Consider the following 17,868-nt stretch of genomic DNA (forward strand, 5'->3'; position numbering starts at 1 on the left):
CCGCGGGCGGGTCTATCCGGTTCTGACCTAGAATCGGCAGCAATGAATACCCCTGAGCACCCCTCCACCCCCGCCCCCCGCCGGGGCGTCAGGCAGTTCCTGCACAAGCGCTTCCTGGCCAAGGCCGCCGTGGCCCTGGCCGGCCTGGCCGCGTGCGGCGCGCTGCTGCTGGCGCTGGCCGTCGCGCTGGCCTGGCCCAGCCTGCCCGCCCTGCACGCCATGACCGACTACCGGCCCAGCGTGCCGCTGCGCATCTACACGGCCGACCACGTCCTGATCGGCGAATTCGGCGAAGAGCACCGCAACGTGCTGCGCTTCGACGAAATCCCCCTGGTCATGAAGCAGGCCATCCTGGCCGCCGAAGACGACAACTTCTACCAGCACGGCGGCATCGACTGGGCGGGCATGCTGCGCGCCAGCCTGGCCAACCTGGTCAGCATGTCGAAGTCGCAGGGCGCCAGCACCATCACCATGCAGGTGGCGCGCAACTTCTACCTGTCGTCCGAAAAAACCTATTCGCGCAAGTTCTACGAACTGCTGCTTACGTTCAAGATCGAATCCGAGCTCACCAAAGACCAGATCCTCGAGCTCTACATGAACCAGATCTACCTGGGGCACCGCGCCTACGGCTTCGCCGCCGCGTCGCGCACGTATTTCGGCAAGCCGCTGTCCGAGATCACCGCCGCCGAGGCCGCGCTGCTGGCGGGCGTCCCCAAGGCGCCGTCGCGCTCCAACCCCATCACCAACCTCGAGCGCGCCAAGGTGCGCCAGCACTATGTGCTGGGCCGCATGCAGGCGCTGGGCTATCTCACGCCGGAACAGGCGCAGGCCGCGCTGGACCAGCCCCTGCTGATCCGCGGCAGCGAAGGCGCGCAATCCAACGGCTTCGCGGTGCACGGCGAATACCCGGCAGAGCTGGTGCGGCAGATCATGTACGGCATGTTCCAGGACGAAACCTACACGCGCGGCATCGACGTCTACACCACCATCGCTTCCAAGTCGCAGCAGGCCGCCTACGAAGCCGTGCGCGCCGGCGTGCTCGACTACACCCGCCGCGCGCCCTACCCCGGCCCCGAAGACCAGCTCGACCTGCCCGACGGCATCGAGCACGATCCGCAGGCGTTCGAAGAAATCCTCGACGGCGTGCAGGAAGAATCGCCCGACAGCGGCGACCTGCTGGCCGGCGTGGTGCTGTCGGCCAGCCCCACCGAAGTGAAGGTGGCGCGCAGCGCCAACGAAATCATCACCGTGTCCGACAAGAAAGCCCTGGCCGTCGTGGCGCGCGCCCTGGGCCCGAAGGCCGACGACGATATCCGCATCCGGCGCGGGTCGGTGGTGTACCTGCATAAAAACGGCGACACCTGGGAAATCATCAACATGCCCACGCTGCAGGCGGCGCTGGTGTCGCTGGCGCCGCAAGACGGCGCGGTGCGGGCCCTGATCGGCGGCTTCGATTTCTACCGCGGCTCGTTCAACCGGGCCACGCAGGCCTGGCGCCAGCCCGGCTCCACCATCAAGCCGTTCGTGTACGCCGCCGCGCTCGAGCGCGGCATGACGCCGGCCACCCAGGTATCCGACCAGCCCTTCACGCTCAGCGTCGAACAGACCGGCTCGCGCCCCTGGGCCCCCAAGAACGACGGCAATGAATACGAACCCATGCAGACCCTGCGGCAGGGCCTGTACCGTTCCAAGAACATGGTGTCGATCCGCGTGCTGCAGGCCATTACGCCGCAGTACGCGCAAGACTACCTGACCCGCTTCGGCTTCCAGAAAGAGCGCTGGCCGGCCGTGCTGCCGATGGCGCTGGGCGCGGGCGGGGCCACCCCACTGCAGGTGGCCAGCGCCTATACCGTGTTCGCCAACGGCGGCTACCGCGTGCCGCCGTACCTGATCGACCGCGTCACCGACCGTTCCGGCAAAGTGCTGATGCAGGCCCAGCCCACGGTGGCGGGCGACGCAGCGGCGCGCGCCATCGACCCGCGCACCGCCTGGGTCATGGACGACATGCTGCGCGACGTGGCTTCCATCGGCACCGGCGCGCGCGCCAAGCGCACCCTCAAGCGCTCCGACCTGGCCGGCAAGACGGGCACCACCAACGACGCGGTCGACGTCTGGTTCAGCGGCTACACGCCCACGCTCACCACCACCGTCTGGATGGGCTTCGACCAGCCCCGTTCGCTGGGCACCAACGCGTTCGGCAGCGGCCTGGCGCTGACCACCTGGCTGGACTACATGCAGCCCATGCTGCAGGGCGTACCCGAACAGCCGCAGCGGCCCCTGCCCGGCGGCCTGATCGTGCACAACGGCGAATACTATTTCTCTGAATTCCCGCCCGGCCAGGCCGTGGCCGCGCTCGACCTGTCCAGCGGCGACGCCCTGACCGACTTCCTGAACAACATGCGGCCCAGCGACAGCGCGCCCACCCAGGTGCGCCCGCTGGATGCCCCGCCCCAGGGCGGCGGGCTGCCGATGCCGCCCATCCCGGTGCCGCAGGTCGGCCAGGCCGGCCCGCCGCCGGCCGTGCCCGCCGCGGCGCCCCCGTCCCCGGGCCCCGCGCCCATCCTCACCATTCCCATCCCTTCGGCGCCCGGCCCGGCCAATGCCCGGCCGATCCAGGCGCCCGGCTCGGTCGAATCGCGGCCGCTCTGACCACGGCCACGGCCGTAAGGTCTTAAGGTGTGTCAGGCGCCCATGGCAATGCCTTAAGGCCGATTCCGTGGTTTCCGGGCTATTGCCCAGGTGTCTGACTCCCGCAGGGTGTCGGACACCGTACGACTGAGACGGCTGCGGCATGCAGCGGTGTCAGGCACCTGGCGGAGCCCGACACCTGGGGCAATACCCAGGCAAAACGCCGTCTTTCGCCTTAAGGCCGTGCCATGGGCGCCCGACACAGCCGGCTCGGAACAATCGCCCCCCGCCGGCGCCACAAATCCGTGCGCGGAGCCTATTATTACGATGAGAATGGATATTGTTCATGCTATCGTTCAGGTTTCCGTCAATTACGCCCCGCGCCGCCCATGACCGCTGCAACTACCGTCAAGACCTGGTACCTGGTTCACAAATGGACCAGCCTGGTCTGCACCCTGTTCTTGCTGGTCATCTGTCTGACCGGGCTGCCGCTGATCTTCCACCATGAAATCGAGCACCTGCTCGACGAAGGCAAGCCGGTGGCCGAACTGCCCGCGAACGCGCCCCTGGCCAGCCTCGACCAGATCGTCGCCCAGGCCAGGACGCTGTACCCCGGCGAATACGTCGACTACGTCTTCCTGGATGAAGACGAGCCGCAGGCTTATGTGGGCATGGTGCCCGAGCTGGGCAAGGCCGTAGAGCAAGGCCATGCGGTGCGCGTCGACATGCGCACCGCCGAAGTGCTGCACGACGGCCCGCCCTACGCCGAAGACCGTTTCTCGTTCATGGGCATCATGCTGGCCCTGCACGTGGACCTGTTCGCGGGCCTGACGGGCGAACTGTTCCTGGGCTTCATGGGGCTGCTGTTCGTGGCGGCCACCGTGTCGGGCGTGGTGCTGTACGGCCCCTTCATGAAGAAGCTGGAATTCGGCACCGTGCGCGCCGCGCGCTCGACCCGCCTGAAATGGCTGGACCTGCACAATTTGCTGGGCATCGTCACGCTGGTCTGGGTCTTTGTGGTGGGCCTGACCGGCGTCATCAACGAATTGTCCACGCCGCTGTTCCGCCTGTGGCAATCCACCGAACTGCCGCGCATCCTGGCGCCCTACCAGGGCCGGCCCGTGCCCACCAATCTGGCGTCGGTGCAGAACGCCGCCGACACCGCCATGAAGGCCCTGCCCGGCCGCGAGGTTTCGTTCATCGCCTATCCCGGCAACGCCTACGGCAGCCCGCACCACTACATCGTCTGGCTCAAGGGCAACACGCCGCTGACCTCCAAGCTGAACAGCCCGGTGCTGATCGACGGCGTCACCGGCGAACTCAGCACCGTGGCGCGCATGCCCTGGTACCTGACCGCGCTCGAAGTCTCGCGCCCGCTGCACTTCGGCGACTACGGCGGCATGCCGCTCAAGATCCTCTGGACCCTGCTGGACCTGGTCACCATCGTGGTGCTGGGCAGCGGCCTGTACCTGTGGATCGCGCGCCGCAAAGCCACCGACGCGCGCGTGGCCGAACTGGTGCGGCGCCATCAGCAGTCCGCCACCCCCCAACGGAGCCCCGCATGACCCCCCGCAACCGCTTCCTGTTCATCTGGGGCGCGCCCATCGTGCTGGGCGTGCTCAGCATCTTCGGACTGCTGGCGGCGCTGCTGGGCACCGGCCTGTGGCACTGGGCCTCGTGGCTGTCGCTGACCGCGCTGCTGGTGGTCATTGCCAGGTACTGGTGGTTTCCGCCTGCCAGGGCCTGAAGGAAAGTCCTGAAGCGATCGGGGTCCGGCCCCAGCCTGACCAGGTGTCAGGCTCCGCCAGGTGCCTGACACCGCAATAAGCCGCAGCCGTCTCAGTCGTACGGTGTCCGACACCCTGCGGGAGTCGGACACCTGGACCAGGTGTCTGACAACTGGCCGGTCCGGGCCCGCTCAGCCGCTGAAACGTTCGGGGTCCGGTCCCAGGCGCGCGCCTTCGGGCAGATTGTCGATAGCGGCCATGTCGTCGGCCGACAGCTCGAAATCCAGCACGTCGATATTGGCCCGGATGCGGGCCGGCGTGACCGACTTCGGAATCACGATCAGGCCGTTCTGCAGGTGCCAGCGCAAGGTGACCTGCGCGGCCGACTTGCCGTACTTGTCCGCCAGCGCGGCCAGGGTCTTGTCCTGCATCACCGCGCCCTGGCCCAGCGGGCTCCAGGATTCGGTGGCGATACCCTGTTCGGCATGGAACGCGCGCAGCGGCTTCTGCGCGAAGCCGGGATGCAGCTCGATCTGGTTCACCGCCGGCACCACGCCGGTCTCGTCGATCAGGCGCTGCAGCTGGGCCCGCGGGAAGTTCGACACCCCGATCGAGCGCGCCCGGCCGTCTTCCTTCATGGCCACCAGGGCGCGCCACGCATCCAGGTACTTGTCGCTGCCGGCCACCGGCCAGTGGATCAGGTACAGGTCGACATACGCCAGCCCCAGCTTGTTCAGGCTGGCGTCCATGGCCTGCTGGGCCTCGTCGTAGCCGTGCTTGTCGTTCCACAGCTTGGTGGTGACAAACAGATCTTTACGCCCGACGCCCGCGGCGCGCAGGCCCGCCCCCACGCCCGCCTCGTTGCCGTAGATGGCCGCGGTGTCGATCAACCGGTAGCCGGCCGCCAGCGCCTCTTTCACGCAGCGCGCCGCCTCGTCGTCGGGCACCTGCCAGACGCCCAGGCCCAGTTGCGGAATCGAGTTGCCGTCGTTCAATTTCAGTATGGGCATCGTCGCCATGAGACCTCCGAAAGTGAATGAGTGGAATGCGGATACGCCCGGCGCACCGGCAGGCATCTAGCCCCGATGATAGCGCCCTGCCCGGCCATTCTTCCAATCGGGGCCCCGCGCGCCAGCTCATGGGCCCCCTCCGTGCTACGCACTCCGATATTCGCCCTTGGGGCGGCCCCGCGGGCTCAGGGCCGCGCCAGCGACTGCCGCAGAATGAAACTGCAGGCGGCCACCAGCAGCCTGGCGCACTCGGCCATGGTGCCTTCCATGCGGTGCTTGGGCCCCGCCACGGCAATGGCGAAAGTCTCTTTGTTCAGCACCAGCGAAGCCGCCACGGCCCAGACGTCGTCGACGTTCTCGCCGCGGGTCTGGAAATAGCCCAGCCGCCGGCCCTGCTGGACGTCGGCCAGCAGGGCCTCTGGGTCGGTCAGCGTCGCCGGGGTCACGCCGTCCAGCGAATGGGCCTGCAGCCAGGCCTTGAGCTCGGGATCTTTCATGCACCCCAGCATGGTCTTGCCGATGGAGCTCGAATGCAGCGGCTTGATGTCGCCCGGCCGGGCCGAATAGCGGATCGAGTGCATGCTTTCCACCACCTGCAGGTAGATCACCGCATCGCCCTGCCGCTTGCCCAGGATGACCGTCTCGCGCGAGGTGTCGCGCAGGCGCTCCAGCACCGGCGTCATGCGCTCGACGAAAGGATCTTTGTCGACGATGTCGCGCGCCACGTCGAACATGCGCTTGGTGGGATACAGCGAACGCGGCCGCGCCAGGGAATACAGGTAGCCGCGCGCCGTCAGCGTGCCGACGATGGCGTGGCAGGTGCTCTTGGGCAGGCCGGCCAGTTCGGCCAGCTCGGTCAGCGACAACGGCCGCTGGCTGGCCTGGAAGGCTTCGAAGATGTCGAGCAGGCGCTCGATGGCGGTGACATTGGCGGTGGACATATCGGGCCTCTGGCGGGACGGGATGGCGGGCCCCGGTTCAGCCCGCTGAACAAACCGGGCCGGCGTCGGCCCGGGCGGCATCACAGTATCGCTTTGTTCAGAATACCGAACATTTGTCCTTGATGCAGAAAAAAAGACTGCCTAGCATGCCATCCAGGCCTGCAGCATCCTGCTCGGCCGCCCGGGCGCCGGGCATCCCACGGGGTGTCCGGCGCCGCCACCGCCCATTCCGCCGGAGACCGCAGTGCCAGGCAGCGACGACATCCTCATGGATCACCAGCCATCCGGCGCCTGCTGGATCACCATCAACCGCCCCGCCAAGCACAACGCCCTGGCCCGCCCCCTGCTCGACGCCCTGGCGCAGGGTGTGCACGCGGCCGCCGCGCGGCCGCAAACCCGCCTGATCGTGCTGATGGGCGCCGGCGAGCGCTACTTTGCCGCCGGCGGCGACCTGCGCGACCTGGCCGCCGTACGCGACGAGGCCGCCACGCTCGAGATGGCGCGCCAGGCCCGCCAGGCGCTCGACGCCCTGCGCCTGTGCCCCGTGCCGGTGCTGGCCTACCTGAACGGCGACGCCATCGGCGGCGGCGCCGAGCTGGCGCTGGCCTGCGACCTGCGGCTGCAGGCCGCGCACGCCCGCATCGGCTTCATCCAGGCGCGCCTGGCCATTACGTCGGCCTGGGGCGGCGGCACCGATCTGTGCCGCCTGGTGGGCAGCGCGCGCGCCCTGCGCATGATGGCGCGCAGCGAAATGATCGACGCCGGCCAGGCGCTGGCCTGGGGCCTGGCCGACGCCGTGATCGCCGACGGGCCCGGCGGCGCCGACCTGCAGGCCTTTCTGCGGCCCATGCTGGCCTGCCCGCCCCAGGTGCTGCGCGGCATCAAGGCGCAGGCGCAGTCATGGCGCCAGGGCGCCGCCTACGACGCCGCGCGCGCCACCGAACAGCAACAGCTTTTGCAGACCTGGCTGCACGACGACCACTGGCGCGCCAGCGAGCAAGTCTTATCCAAAGGAAAGCAATGAGCAGTCAAGCGCACCCCGACCGGCCGCCGCGCCTGCATCCGGTCAACCGCAGCGGCATCGATATCCCGGTCAGCGCCGGGCCGGAATCGGTCGATCCCGCCCGCATCGGCCTGCCCGGCCAGTACCCGTTCACCCGCGGCATTTTTCCAGACGGCTACCAGGGCCGGCTGTGGACATTCCGGCAGTATTCGGGCTTCGGCACGGCCGAAGAATCGAACGCGCGCTACAAGTTCCTGCTGGCCCAGGGCCAGACCGGGCTGTCGGTGGCGCTGGACCTGCCCACCCAGTGCGGCCTGGACCCCAGCGACCCCATGGCGCGGCCCGAGATCGGCAAGGTCGGCGTGTCGCTGTCGAACCTGAGCGAGGCCGAGATCCTGTTCGACGGGCTGGACCTGTCGCGCATATCGACCTCGTTCACCATCAACGGCACGGCCGCCATCGTATACGCCATGTACCTGGCGGTGGCCGACAAGCAGAACGTGCCGCGCAGCAAGCTGACCGGCACCATCCAGAACGACATTCTGAAAGAATACGTGGCGCGCGGCACCTGGATCTTCCCGGTGCGGCCCTCGATGCGGCTGATCGCCGACACCATTCTGTATTCCAATGACGTGTCGCCGCGCTTCAATCCGATCAGCATCGCCGGCGCGCACGTGCGCGACGCGGGCGCCACGGCCGCCGAAGAAATGGCCTACACGCTGGCCAACGGCCTGGCTTATGTAGACGAACTGCGCCGGCGCGGCGGCGACATCGAGAAATTCGCCAAGCGCCTGTCGTTCTTCTTCTACGTCCATATGGACTTCTTCGAGGAAATCGCCAAGTTCCGCGCCGGCCGGCGCCTGTGGGCCAGGCTGATGAAAGAGCGCTACGGCGTGCAAGACCCCAAGGCCCAGCATTTCCGCTTCGGCGTGGTGTGCGGCGGCTCGTCGCTGGTGGCGCCTCAGCCCTACAACAACGTGGTGCGCGTCACAGTGGAAACCATGGCGGCGGTGCTGGGCGGCGCGCAGTCGATCTTCACCTGCGCGCTGGACGAGGCCTACCAGATTCCCACCGAATTTTCGGCCGAACTGGCGCTGCGCACTCAGCAGATCATCGCTTACGAAAGCGGTATCTCGAAAACCGTCGACCCGCTGGGCGGCAGCTATTTCCTGGAGCAGCACACCGACCGCATGGAGGCGAAGATCGAGCAGGTCATGGCCGAGATCGACGACTACGGCGGCGTCATCCGCGCCATCGAAGATGGCTGGATCCAGCTGCGCCTGGCCGAGCGCGGCCTGGAACGCAAGCTGGACACCGATGCCGGCGAGCAGGTCATCGTGGGCCAGAATCATTTCAAGAAGGCCGGCGAAGAAACCCGGATCGGCGAGGTGTTCACGCTGGACCCCACCGTCGCGCAGCGCTCCCTGGAAAAATTCCAGCGCGTGCTGGACACGCGCAGCCAGGCCGCGGTCGATACCGCGCTGGCGCGGCTGGCATCGGCGGCGGCCAAAGACCGCGAGAACCTCATGCCCTACCTGGTCGATTGCTGCCACGCTTATGCCACCGTCGGCGAAATGGTCGCCTGCCTGAAAAAAGAATGGGGTGAATTCAAGGAGCCCGTCAATCTATGAACACGCCATCCAACAGCCGGCCCGCGCTGGCCGGCAAGCGCATCCTGATCGGCAAGCCCGGGCTGGACGGCCACGACATCGGCGCCAAGATCGTGGCCCTGAGCCTGCGCAATGCGGGAGCCGAAGTCATCTACACCGGCCTGCGCCGCAGCCCGCGGCAGATCGCCCAGGTGGCCGTCGACGAAGGCGTGGACGCGGTGGGCCTGAGCATCCTGTCGGGCAGCCACCAGGAGCTGACCCGCGAAGTCATCGCGCAGCTGCGCGAGCTGGACGCCGGCGACATCAAGCTATTCGTGGGCGGCACCATACCGGCCGACGACCAGTCGCAGCTGCTGGCGCTGGGCGTGGCCGCCATTTTCACCGCCGACATGCCGCTGGAAGAAATGATCCAGACCCTGGCCCTGCGGCTCGAAGAGGCGCGGCAGTGAACGCGCCGCTGGCGGGCATCCGGGTGATCGAAGTCGGCCACATGCTGGCCGGCCCCTACTGCGGCCTGATGCTGGCCGACATGGGCGCCGAACTCATCAAGATCGAACCGCGCGAAGGCGACATCGGCCGCACCATCAGCCCGCACAGCATCGGCCCGCACAACGCCTACTTCGCCAGCCTGAACCGCAACAAGAAAAGCATCGTGCTCGACCTGGCCAGCGCCGACGGACAGGCGGCGCTGGGCCGCATCGCCGCGCGCTCGCACGCCCTGGTCACCAACCTGCGCCCGTCGGCCATCCGCAAGCTGGGGCTCACCTACGATGCGCTGCGCGCCCATAACGAACGGCTGGTCTGCGTCGCGCTGACCGGCTACGGGCTGGACGGGCCCTATTCCGAAAACCCGGCATACGACTACGTCATCCAGGCCATGACCGGCATCATGGCCATCACCGGCGAACCCACCGCCCCGCCGGCCAAGGCCGGCTACTCGGCGGTGGACAATTCCGCCGGGCTGGTCGCCGCGCTGGGCCTCCTGGCCAAGATCGTCGAAGGCCGCGGCGGCCAGGTCGATGTGTCCATGTACGACGTGATGTTGTCGCAGCTGAACTATCTGGCCGGGGCGGCGCTGAATGCCGGCGAAACCATCGAGCGGCTGCCGGCCTCGTCGCACCCGTATGTGGTGCCGGCGCAGCTGTTCCCCACCGCCGACGGCTGGCTGGTGCTGTTCATCACCCACGACCGGTTCTGGCGCATTTTCTGCGCCGAGATCGGCCGGCCCGAATGGATCGACGATCCGCGCTACGCCACCATGGCCGCCCGCCGCGCGCACCGCGCCGAGGTGGTGCGGGCCATTACCCAGGTGCTGGCCGCCGCGCCGGCAGAGCAATGGGTGGCGCGCCTGGCGCCGCTGGGCCTGGTGGCGGCGCGCGTGGGGACGCTGAACGAAGCCCTGCGCGGCGATATCGCCGCCGCGCGGCAGTTGGTGGTAACGCTGGGCGACAGCGACCCGCCGCTGCAGGCGGTGGCCAGCCCGCTGCGCTTCGCCGGCCACGCGCCGCGCTACGCCGCGCCGCCGCTGCTGGACCAGCATCGCGACGAAATCATGGCGTGGGCGGTCCCATGACAGCAGGCCGGGCGCCCCTGGATCGCCGCGCGCTGGGCCGCGCGCTGACGCGGCTGGCCAACGCCAGCCCGCTGGAACTGGCCGCGCAGCCGCCGCGCCAGCCCGCCCGGGCGGCCCGCCGCATCGGCATCACCGGGGCGCCGGGCGCGGGCAAAAGCACGCTGCTGGGCCACCTGGCGCTGGCGCGCCTGGGCGGCGGCCGGCTGGGCGCCCTGGCGGTCGACCCCAGCAGCCCCAAGAGCGGCGGCGCCATCCTGGGCGACCGCGTGCGCATGGATGAGCTGGCCGGCACGGCCGACCTGTATATCCGCTCGCTCGGCTCGCGCCGTACTTCCGACGGCCTGGCCGACAACCTGCCCGAAATGCTGGACGCCATGGACGATTTCGGCTTCGACGAAGTGCTGCTGGAAACCGTGGGCGTGGGCCAGGCCGAATACGCCGCGCGCACGCACGTCGACACGCTGGTGCTGGTGCTGCTGCCCGACAGCGGCGACACGGTGCAAGCCATGAAGGCCGGCATCATGGAACTGGCCGACATCTTCGTGGTCAGCAAGGCCGACCTGCCCGGCGCGCGCAAAATGGCGGCCGACATCCGGCGCATTGCCACCGCCATGCGCCACGAACCGCAGGCCTGGGTGGCGCCGGTGCTGCTGGCGGCCCAGGACCAGCCGGCCTCGATCCAGGCGCTGTCCGCGGCCATCGACCGCCACCAGGCCTGGCTGGCGGCCGGCGGCCGCCAGGACGCCATCCGCGACCAGCGCGCCCGCTACCGGCTGCGCCGCCTGCTTGAAATCCGCTGCGCCGAATTCATCGCCGCGCAAGACGGCGCGTTTTTTTCCCAGCCCCTGCAGCGCCAGCTGGCGCAATTGCTCGCTGGGCTGGAACATCCCGACGGCCAGCCATAAGGCCGCCCCCACCAAAGGAGAGACACATGCGTTATTCAACCTGGGCCCTGGCCCTGCTCCTGTCCGCCACGCTGGCCGCGCCGGCGGCGGCCGCGCAGGACTTCCCCACCAAGCCGGTGCGCATCATCGTGCCGCAGACTCCCGGCGGCGCCTCGGATACGCTGGCGCGCACCATCGGCCAGAAGCTGGGCGAACAATGGAAGCAGACGGTGGTGATCGAGAACCGTGCCGGCGCCGGCGGCAACGTCGGCATGGAAGCCGTGCTGCAGGCGCCGGCCGACGGCTACACACTGTTGATGAGCTATGTGGGCACCCAGGCCATCAATGGCGCCCTGTACAAGAACCTGTCGTTCGATCCCGGCACCGATTTCGCGCCGGTGGCCACGCTGGCCACCCTGCCGTTCGTGCTGATCACCCGCCCCGACGCGCCGTTCAAATCGGTGGACGACCTGGTGCGGGCCGCCAAGAAAGGCCGCATCACGTACGGGTCGGCCGGCAACGGCTCGGTCAACCACCTGCTGGGCGAGATGTTCAGCAGCGCCGCCAAGGTGCCGCTGGAGCACGTGCCCTATCGCGGCGCCGCGGCCGCGCTGCAGGACTTGCTGGGCGGGCGCATCGACATCGTGTTCACCAGCCTGCCGTCGGTGGCCGGCGCGATCAAGGCCGGCACCGTGCACCCGCTGGCGGTCACCAGCGCCAAGCGCGCCAAGTCGTTCGCCGATATCCCCACCATTGCCGAAGCGGGCTTCAAGAGCTTCGACGTCAACCCATGGTTCGGCCTGATGGCGCCCAAGGGCACGCCGCCCGCGCTGATCGGCCGCATCAACCACGACGTCAACGCGGCCCTGCAGGATCCGAAGGTCGTCGAAAGCTTCGCCGGCAAGGGCGCCGAGCCCTACGCCACCAGCCCCGCAGAATTCGCCAAGGTGCTCGACGCCGACGTCAAGCGCTGGGGCGAAGTCGTGCGCGCCTCGGGCGCACAGGTGGACTGAAGGCGGCGCGGCATCGCTCAGGTGTCGCCCCGGTGTCTGACTCCCGCAGGGTGTCGGACACCGCAATATTGAAGCAGTTGCTGCACACTTCGGTGTCTGGCACTTGCGGAGCCAGACATCTGGACCCAAGGCGTGCGCCAAGGCCCCTGCCGGCGCCGGGGCTTTCGCGCACGAGCGGACAAGCTGGCCGATAATGCCGCCTGCGCGGCTTTCCCGGCCGCGCGGACCTTGCGCCCCGCCCGCCCATGCCCCAGCCCGCCCCCACCGCCTCGCCGCGCGGCAGCCTCGCCACGCTGCGCACCCTGCTTCCCTACTTGTGGCCGCCCGGCCGCGCCGGCCTGAAGGCGCGCGTCGTCATCGCGCTGCTGTGCCTGCTGGCCGCCAAGGCGGCCGTGGTGTACGTGCCGCTGCTGTACAAATCGGCCATCGACGAACTGGGCGGGCACGCCGGCGCCGCTATCGTCGTGCCGGTGGGGCTGATCCTGGCCTACGGCGCCGCGCGCGTCTTCTCGCTGCTGTTTTCCGAACTGCGCGACGCCGTGTTCGCCCGCGTGGGGCAGCACGCCATCCGCGCGGTGGGGCTGCAGATCTTCCGCCACCTGCACGCGCTGGCCCTGCGCTTTCACCTGTCGCGCCAGACCGGCGGCCTGACCCGCGCCATCGAGCGCGGCACCAAGGGCATCCAGACCCTGCTGTCGTTCCTGCTGTTCAATGTGCTGCCCACCTTCTTCGAGATCGGCCTGGTGTGCGCGGTGCTGTGGAAGATGTTCGATTTCTGGCTGGCCGCCGTCACCGCCCTGACCGTGGGCCTGTACCTGGCGTATACGCTGGTGGTCACCGAATGGCGCACCCAGTTCCGCCGGCTGATGAACGAAACGGATTCCGAGGCCAACACCAAGGCGGTCGAAAGCCTGCTGAACTACGAAACCGTCAAGTACTTCGGCAATGAGGAACACGAGGCGCGCCGCTACGATGCGTCGCTGACCCGCTACGAGCGCGCCGCGGTGCGCAGCCAGGTCAGCCTGTCGATCCTGAACATCGGGCAGGCGGTAATCATCTCGGTGGGCCTGACGGCCGTCATGTGGATGGCGGCGCAGGGCATCGTCGACGGCCGCTACACGCTGGGCGATTTCGTGCTGGTCAACACCTACCTGCTGCAGCTGTACGACCCGCTCAGTTTCTTCGGCTTCATCTACCGCGAAATCAAGCAATCGCTGATCGACATGGAGCGCATGTTCGAACTGCTGGGCCAGCAGCGCGAAATCGGCGACAAGCCCGGCGCCGGCGCGCTGCGGCTGGCGGGCGCCGGGGTGGAGTTCCGCGACGTGGTGTTCGGCTATGACGCGCGCCGGCCCATCCTGAAGGGGGTCAGCTTCCAGATCCCGGCCGGCCGCACGGTGGCCGTGGTGGGCTCGTCGGGCGCCGGCAAATCCACACTGGCGCGCCTGCTGTTCCGCTTCTACGACGTCGAGCAGGGCGCCATCCTGGTCGACGGGCAGGACATCCGCGACGTCACGCAAGCCAGCCTGCGCGCCGCTATCGGCGTGGTGCCGCAGGACACGGTGCTGTTCAACGACACCATCCACTACAACATCGCCTATGGCCGCCCGGGGGCCACCGATGGCGAGGTGCAGGCGGCCGCGCGCCTGGCCCACATCCACGAGCTGGTCATGAGCATGCCCGACGGCTACCGCACGCTGGTGGGCGAACGCGGCCTGAAACTGTCGGGCGGCGAAAAGCAGCGCGTGGCCATCGCCCGCACCATTTTGAAAAACCCGTCGATTTTCCTGTTCGACGAAGCCACCAGCGCGCTCGACTCGCACACCGAACGGGAAATCCAGGCCAACCTGCGCGAAGTCAGCCAGGGCCGCACCACCCTGATCATCGCGCACCGCTTGTCGACCATCGCCGACGCCGACGAAATCATCGTGCTGGGCGACGGCCGCATCGTCGAACGCGGGCGCCATGCGGCGCTGCTGGCGCGCGGCGGCCCCTACGCGGCCATGTGGGAAAAACAGGCCCACGCCGGCGATACCGTGCCGGCCTGAGCGGCGCCCGGCACTGCGCGTTTGACACGGCCGGGCATCCTGGCCGAATATCGCAGCCTTTGCCCGCCTTGCGCCGCCCATGTCCGACCCCACCCCGCTTCCCGCCGTACACGTTTGCGCCAGCAGCGCGCTGGCCGATGGCGGCCTGGGCGTAAAACTGCCGGCGGCCGACGGCGCCGGCCGCACTACCGTGTTCTTCGTGCGGTACCAGGGCCGCGTGTACGGCTATGTCAACCGCTGCGCCCACGTGGGCGTCGAGCTCGACTGGGAAAACAGTTTTTTCACGCGGGCCGGCGACCTGCTGATGTGCGCCCGCCATGGCGCCACCTACCAGCCCGACACCGGCCTTTGCGTGGGCGGCCCATGCAAGAACGGCCGCCTGGCGCCGCTGCGGGTACAGGAGCGCGATGGCGCGGTGTACTGGCTGCCCGCCGGGCGCATCCTGCCATTGCCCGACGGCAATACGGGCGCCGTGCCTACGGCGCCAGCTTGAATCCCAGGTCGATTCCCCATTTATCGGTTTCGCGCAGCCACTTGGCGCCGCACTCCAGGCAGCGGAAATGGTCTTCGCGGCAGCCTTCGCGCCCCTTCTGGCTGGGATGCAGAAACCCCTGGTGCCCCAGCCCCGGATGCGGCTCGATCCCCGGCACGCCCGGCGCGATGGCCTGGCATGCAACACACATGATGCTCATGAGCAACCTCTGGACAACAATTAGCAAATTGTAAAGGATTTGACTAATTGTTGACCGGCCGCCGGCCGCGGCCGGCCCCTGCGCGTCAGGCGAGCGGCAGGGCCGCGTAACAGGTGGCCAGGTGGTAAGGCGTGGTCGAGGGCATGTCGGCGCGCGCCAGCGACCCGTCGGCGCCCAGGCATTCGCGCCAGCCCAGGGGCGACAGAAAGCGCCCCTGCAGGCCGGCCAGCTGCGCGGCCAGCGCCGGCCAGTCGCAGGTGGCCGCCAGGTAGCGCGCGTATTCGGTCTGGGCCCAGATGCGCTCGGTGGCGTCGCGCACCTGGCCGTCTTCGTGCAGGGCGGCCCGCACCCCGGCGGTGGCCTCCAGCACGCCGTGCCGGCGCGCCCAGCCGCAGCCGCGCGGCACGGCCAGCGCCAGTTCCAGCCCCGCGAATACGGCCGGCGCGCTGTCGAGCAGCACGAACCATTCGAACTGGTGGCCCGGCTCGATGCGGTTGCCGGGCGTGCCCAGCGGGGCCTCGGCCACGCATTGGCTGGGCGCATGCAGAAAGGCGTCGGCCACGCCCTGCGCCATGCCGCGCAGGTTCTGCGCGAACCAGGCGGGCTCGGCCACGCGCGACGCGGCCAGATAGGCTTCGGTCAGGTGCATGACCGGATTCTGCGCCGGCCCGTGGCTGACCTGGCGCCAGTCGGCCGACATGGCGGCGTGGTACAGGCCGTCGTCGCGGCGAAAGCGCGCCTCGATCTGCTCGGCCGTCTGCAGCAGCGCCTGGCGCGCCTGCGCGTTGCGCGAGCGCTCGAAATAGGCGGCGCATGCAAACACCACGAAGGCGTGCGTGTATAAGTCTTGTGTGTCGTCCAGCGGCCGGCCGTCGGCGTCGATGCTGTAGCGCCAGCCGCCGTGCCGGTCGTCGCGGAAGTGGCGCAGCAGCGCTTCGAACAGCCGGTCGGCATGCCGCGCATGGGCCGGTTCGGAAGCCGTGGCATACACGTACAGCTGGCGCGCGCAGGCCATGGCGCGGTAGCGCTGCGGCGCCAGGGGCAGCGCGCTGTCGCCGGCCAGCGATTCGTACGGCAGCCCCATGTGTTCATTGAAGCCGCGGCCCATCCACAGCGGCAGGATCACCTCGCCGAAGTGGCGGCGCAGCGCCTGGATGGTGCCGGAGAGTTCAGGAGCAACGGAAGCGGCCATCGATGCATGGCGCGCCGGTGGCGCGCGCCGTAAATGACGAAGCAGCGACGATAACCCGGATTTGTGCCGCAGCCGGGCCAGCCATCGGTTCACCATCATGGGCGCGCGCGGTTCGCAAGGTTTCCGCCTGGGCCTTTGTCAGCGGAATATGTTTTCCTCTACCCAGTTCTGGGCGAAGATTTCTGCGCGATCGCGCGCCTCGTGCAATGAGGCGCAGTCGCCCAGGTACGAAAAGGCGGCATCGACTTCGGTGCCCCCTTCGGCCGTTACCGTCAGCAGTACGCCGTATCCGCCGGTATCCATGGCCGCTGTGGATACGTCGATCAGCACTTCCTGGTCATGATGCTGCATGGCTTCCTCCCAGTCGGTTATCCAAACGCGTGAATCCACGCGTGGCGCTGGCGGGGTCCATTTATAAGGTCCGCATGGCAATTGGACCCGTGGGCGGCACGCAAGTTCATCTTACCGGGGGCCCGCGGGCGGCGATACCCCTGGCATCCCCTAGGATCGGCTAGCCCAGGTGGATGGCGCCCGGCGCTTCCATGCGCAGGGCCAGCCGGCCCTTGTCGGTAAGCGTCAACAGGCCGGAATCGGTCTCGCGCAGGCAGCGCAAGATCAACAGGCCGTCGGCCACGTGCGCGGGAACCTGCCCGCGCGGCACGCCGGCCGCGTCGCCGTCGGCGACGAACTGCAGCCAGTGGGCGAGTTCGCCCTGTTGAATTTTCATGCGTGCCATGGGATGTGTGCGTTTGAAAAAGCTTTGTCTACGATAGCATGCGCCCTGCCGCCCCCGGCGGCTCAGCGCAGCAGCACCGGCAATGCCGATGCTAGCAGCGCGACGCCGGCTGCTGTCAGCATTCCCAGCACAATCTTGCGAAACATTGCATCGGTAATGCCGACATAGGCGCGCGCGCCCAGCCATCCGGGCAGCAGCATGGCCGGAATGGCCACGGCCAGCGACGGCGCCATGGCCCGCGTGACCACGCCGCTTGCCATATACGACACCATCGTTGCCGCCAGCATGGCCAGGTTGAAGTTCTGGATGATCGAGCGCTGCGTATCTTTTTCAAAACCGCGCAAGGTGCACCACAAGGTGGGCAGCACGCCGGTAAAGCCGCCCACCCCGCCCATGACGCCGCCCAGCAGGCCCACCCCGGCATCGGCCAGGCGGCCGCCCGCCGTCAGGCGCGGCAGCCGGCCCGCCGCCAGCATGAGGGGGCACCAGGTGGCCAGGAAACCGCCGATCAGGGCCTTGAACAGCGCCGGGTTCAGCAGCGGCAGCACCGCCACGCCCAGGGGAATCCCCAGCAGTCCGCCCGCCACGAAGGGCAGCAGGCGCGCCGCGTCGAAGCCGCGCCGCACCGTCAGCGCCGCCAGGATCTGGCCGGCCAGGGCGCACGCCACCACCAGCACGGCGGCCAGGCGCGGGTCCAGCGTCCAGGCCCAGAACGACATGGCCACCATGCCGAAGCCGAAGCCGGCCAGGCCCTGCACAAAACCCGCCGCGGCCGCTCCGGCGACAATCAGGACAAACATGGAATCCATGG

At 68.7% G+C, this 17,868-nt stretch carries 18 protein-coding genes; 11 read left to right on the top strand and 7 right to left on the bottom strand.

Translation table 11 applies throughout. The features are described from left to right. Positions 1 to 42: 42 nt before the first annotated feature. From J2P76_RS13815 to J2P76_RS13825, 3 genes are all read left to right on the top strand, one after another. Entirely contained in the window at positions 43 to 2,649 is a 2,607-nt protein-coding gene (locus tag J2P76_RS13815) for a penicillin-binding protein 1A (RefSeq protein ID WP_207408274.1), read from the top strand. A gap of 368 nt (positions 2,650 to 3,017) precedes the next feature. Further along, complete coding sequence (locus J2P76_RS13820; protein WP_207408275.1) at positions 3,018 to 4,193, top strand: PepSY-associated TM helix domain-containing protein; 1,176 nt, start codon at positions 3,018 to 3,020, stop codon at positions 4,191 to 4,193. Further along, positions 4,190 to 4,375: a hypothetical protein gene (locus tag J2P76_RS13825; RefSeq protein WP_207408276.1), complete on the top strand. Its 186-nt coding sequence runs from the start codon at positions 4,190 to 4,192 to the stop codon at positions 4,373 to 4,375. The genes J2P76_RS13820 and J2P76_RS13825 overlap by 4 nt, the downstream gene beginning before the upstream one ends. Before the next feature lie 171 nt (positions 4,376 to 4,546). On the opposite strand, the gene J2P76_RS13830 is transcribed toward J2P76_RS13825, so the two are convergent. Both J2P76_RS13830 and J2P76_RS13835 read right to left on the bottom strand, forming a co-directional pair. Beyond that, positions 4,547 to 5,374 (bottom strand): aldo/keto reductase, encoded by an 828-nt coding sequence (locus J2P76_RS13830; protein WP_207408277.1) that lies wholly within the window; start codon positions 5,372 to 5,374, stop codon positions 4,547 to 4,549. A gap of 176 nt (positions 5,375 to 5,550) precedes the next feature. Next, positions 5,551 to 6,306, bottom strand: a complete 756-nt coding sequence (locus J2P76_RS13835) for an IclR family transcriptional regulator (protein WP_207408278.1) — start codon at positions 6,304 to 6,306, stop codon at positions 5,551 to 5,553. Positions 6,307 to 6,550: 244 nt separating this feature from the next. Here J2P76_RS13835 and J2P76_RS13840 point away from each other — a divergent pair, with 244 nt between their 5' ends. The 8 genes from J2P76_RS13840 to J2P76_RS13875 all read left to right on the top strand — a co-directional run bounded on the left by J2P76_RS13840 (position 6,551) and on the right by J2P76_RS13875 (position 14,930). Continuing rightward, entirely contained in the window at positions 6,551 to 7,330 is a 780-nt protein-coding gene (locus J2P76_RS13840; protein WP_207408279.1) for an enoyl-CoA hydratase-related protein, read from the top strand. After that, entirely contained in the window at positions 7,327 to 8,940 is a 1,614-nt protein-coding gene (locus J2P76_RS13845) for an acyl-CoA mutase large subunit family protein (protein WP_207408280.1), read from the top strand. Before J2P76_RS13840 ends, J2P76_RS13845 begins: the two co-directional genes overlap by 4 nt. Further along, a complete protein-coding gene (locus J2P76_RS13850) occupies positions 8,937 to 9,368 on the top strand; it encodes a cobalamin B12-binding domain-containing protein (protein ID WP_207408281.1) in 432 nt (143 codons plus the stop codon). The genes J2P76_RS13845 and J2P76_RS13850 overlap by 4 nt, the downstream gene beginning before the upstream one ends. Further along, entirely contained in the window at positions 9,365 to 10,492 is a 1,128-nt protein-coding gene (locus J2P76_RS13855) for a CoA transferase (RefSeq protein WP_207408282.1), read from the top strand. Before J2P76_RS13850 ends, J2P76_RS13855 begins: the two co-directional genes overlap by 4 nt. Beyond that, complete coding sequence (locus J2P76_RS13860; RefSeq protein WP_207408283.1) at positions 10,489 to 11,397, top strand: ArgK/MeaB family GTPase; 909 nt, start codon at positions 10,489 to 10,491, stop codon at positions 11,395 to 11,397. The genes J2P76_RS13855 and J2P76_RS13860 overlap by 4 nt, the downstream gene beginning before the upstream one ends. 26 nt (positions 11,398 to 11,423) lie before the next feature. After that, positions 11,424 to 12,389 carry a Bug family tripartite tricarboxylate transporter substrate binding protein gene (locus J2P76_RS13865; RefSeq protein WP_207408284.1) on the top strand — a complete coding sequence of 322 codons (966 nt, stop codon included), beginning with the start codon at positions 11,424 to 11,426 and terminating at the stop codon, positions 12,387 to 12,389. A gap of 245 nt (positions 12,390 to 12,634) precedes the next feature. Continuing rightward, positions 12,635 to 14,437 carry an ABCB family ABC transporter ATP-binding protein/permease gene (locus J2P76_RS13870; RefSeq protein WP_207408285.1) on the top strand — a complete coding sequence of 601 codons (1,803 nt, stop codon included), beginning with the start codon at positions 12,635 to 12,637 and terminating at the stop codon, positions 14,435 to 14,437. A 79-nt stretch (positions 14,438 to 14,516) separates the two neighbouring features. After that, entirely contained in the window at positions 14,517 to 14,930 is a 414-nt protein-coding gene (locus J2P76_RS13875) for a Rieske (2Fe-2S) protein (protein WP_207408286.1), read from the top strand. On the opposite strand, the gene J2P76_RS13880 is transcribed toward J2P76_RS13875, so the two are convergent. From J2P76_RS13880 to J2P76_RS13900, 5 genes are all read right to left on the bottom strand, one after another. After that, positions 14,914 to 15,129 (bottom strand): hypothetical protein, encoded by a 216-nt coding sequence (locus J2P76_RS13880; protein WP_207408287.1) that lies wholly within the window; start codon positions 15,127 to 15,129, stop codon positions 14,914 to 14,916. The genes J2P76_RS13875 and J2P76_RS13880 overlap by 17 nt on opposite strands. A gap of 85 nt (positions 15,130 to 15,214) precedes the next feature. After that, a complete protein-coding gene (locus J2P76_RS13885; protein WP_242697368.1) occupies positions 15,215 to 16,321 on the bottom strand; it encodes an AGE family epimerase/isomerase in 1,107 nt (368 codons plus the stop codon). A gap of 138 nt (positions 16,322 to 16,459) precedes the next feature. Beyond that, the gene (locus J2P76_RS13890; RefSeq protein WP_012249539.1) at positions 16,460 to 16,672 is read right to left on the bottom strand and encodes a hypothetical protein; all 213 of its coding nucleotides are present in this window, start codon (positions 16,670 to 16,672) and stop codon (positions 16,460 to 16,462) included. A 160-nt stretch (positions 16,673 to 16,832) separates the two neighbouring features. After that, positions 16,833 to 17,057, bottom strand: coding sequence for a hypothetical protein (locus J2P76_RS13895; protein WP_207408289.1), 225 nt, complete (start codon positions 17,055 to 17,057; stop codon positions 16,833 to 16,835). Positions 17,058 to 17,119: 62 nt separating this feature from the next. Further along, the gene (locus tag J2P76_RS13900; protein WP_207408290.1) at positions 17,120 to 17,866 is read right to left on the bottom strand and encodes a sulfite exporter TauE/SafE family protein; all 747 of its coding nucleotides are present in this window, start codon (positions 17,864 to 17,866) and stop codon (positions 17,120 to 17,122) included. Positions 17,867 to 17,868 lie beyond the last annotated feature (2 nt).

This window comes from Bordetella petrii, assembly GCF_017356245.1.
Taxonomy (GTDB): Bacteria; Pseudomonadota; Gammaproteobacteria; order Burkholderiales; family Burkholderiaceae_B; genus Bordetella_A; species Bordetella_A petrii_D.

Bases quoted from the DNA above. Each gene is read 5' to 3' on its own strand.
- J2P76_RS13815 (WP_207408274.1), top strand. From the start codon at position 43: ATGAATACCCCTGAGCACCCCTCCACCCCCGCCCCCCGCCGGGGCGTC.
- J2P76_RS13900 (WP_207408290.1), bottom strand. From the start codon at position 17,866: ATGGATTCCATGTTTGTCCTGATTGTCGCCGGAGCGGCCGCGGCGGGT.
- J2P76_RS13845 (WP_207408280.1), top strand. From the start codon at position 7,327: ATGAGCAGTCAAGCGCACCCCGACCGGCCGCCGCGCCTGCATCCGGTC.
- J2P76_RS13860 (WP_207408283.1), top strand. From the start codon at position 10,489: ATGACAGCAGGCCGGGCGCCCCTGGATCGCCGCGCGCTGGGCCGCGCG.
- J2P76_RS13850 (WP_207408281.1), top strand. From the start codon at position 8,937: ATGAACACGCCATCCAACAGCCGGCCCGCGCTGGCCGGCAAGCGCATC.
- J2P76_RS13895 (WP_207408289.1), bottom strand. From the start codon at position 17,057: ATGGCACGCATGAAAATTCAACAGGGCGAACTCGCCCACTGGCTGCAG.
- J2P76_RS13865 (WP_207408284.1), top strand. From the start codon at position 11,424: ATGCGTTATTCAACCTGGGCCCTGGCCCTGCTCCTGTCCGCCACGCTG.
- J2P76_RS13835 (WP_207408278.1), bottom strand. From the start codon at position 6,306: ATGTCCACCGCCAATGTCACCGCCATCGAGCGCCTGCTCGACATCTTC.
- J2P76_RS13885 (WP_242697368.1), bottom strand. From the start codon at position 16,321: ATGGCCGCTTCCGTTGCTCCTGAACTCTCCGGCACCATCCAGGCGCTG.
- J2P76_RS13890 (WP_012249539.1), bottom strand. From the start codon at position 16,672: ATGCAGCATCATGACCAGGAAGTGCTGATCGACGTATCCACAGCGGCC.
- J2P76_RS13820 (WP_207408275.1), top strand. From the start codon at position 3,018: ATGACCGCTGCAACTACCGTCAAGACCTGGTACCTGGTTCACAAATGG.
- J2P76_RS13880 (WP_207408287.1), bottom strand. From the start codon at position 15,129: ATGAGCATCATGTGTGTTGCATGCCAGGCCATCGCGCCGGGCGTGCCG.
- J2P76_RS13825 (WP_207408276.1), top strand. From the start codon at position 4,190: ATGACCCCCCGCAACCGCTTCCTGTTCATCTGGGGCGCGCCCATCGTG.
- J2P76_RS13830 (WP_207408277.1), bottom strand. From the start codon at position 5,374: ATGGCGACGATGCCCATACTGAAATTGAACGACGGCAACTCGATTCCG.
- J2P76_RS13870 (WP_207408285.1), top strand. From the start codon at position 12,635: ATGCCCCAGCCCGCCCCCACCGCCTCGCCGCGCGGCAGCCTCGCCACG.
- J2P76_RS13875 (WP_207408286.1), top strand. From the start codon at position 14,517: ATGTCCGACCCCACCCCGCTTCCCGCCGTACACGTTTGCGCCAGCAGC.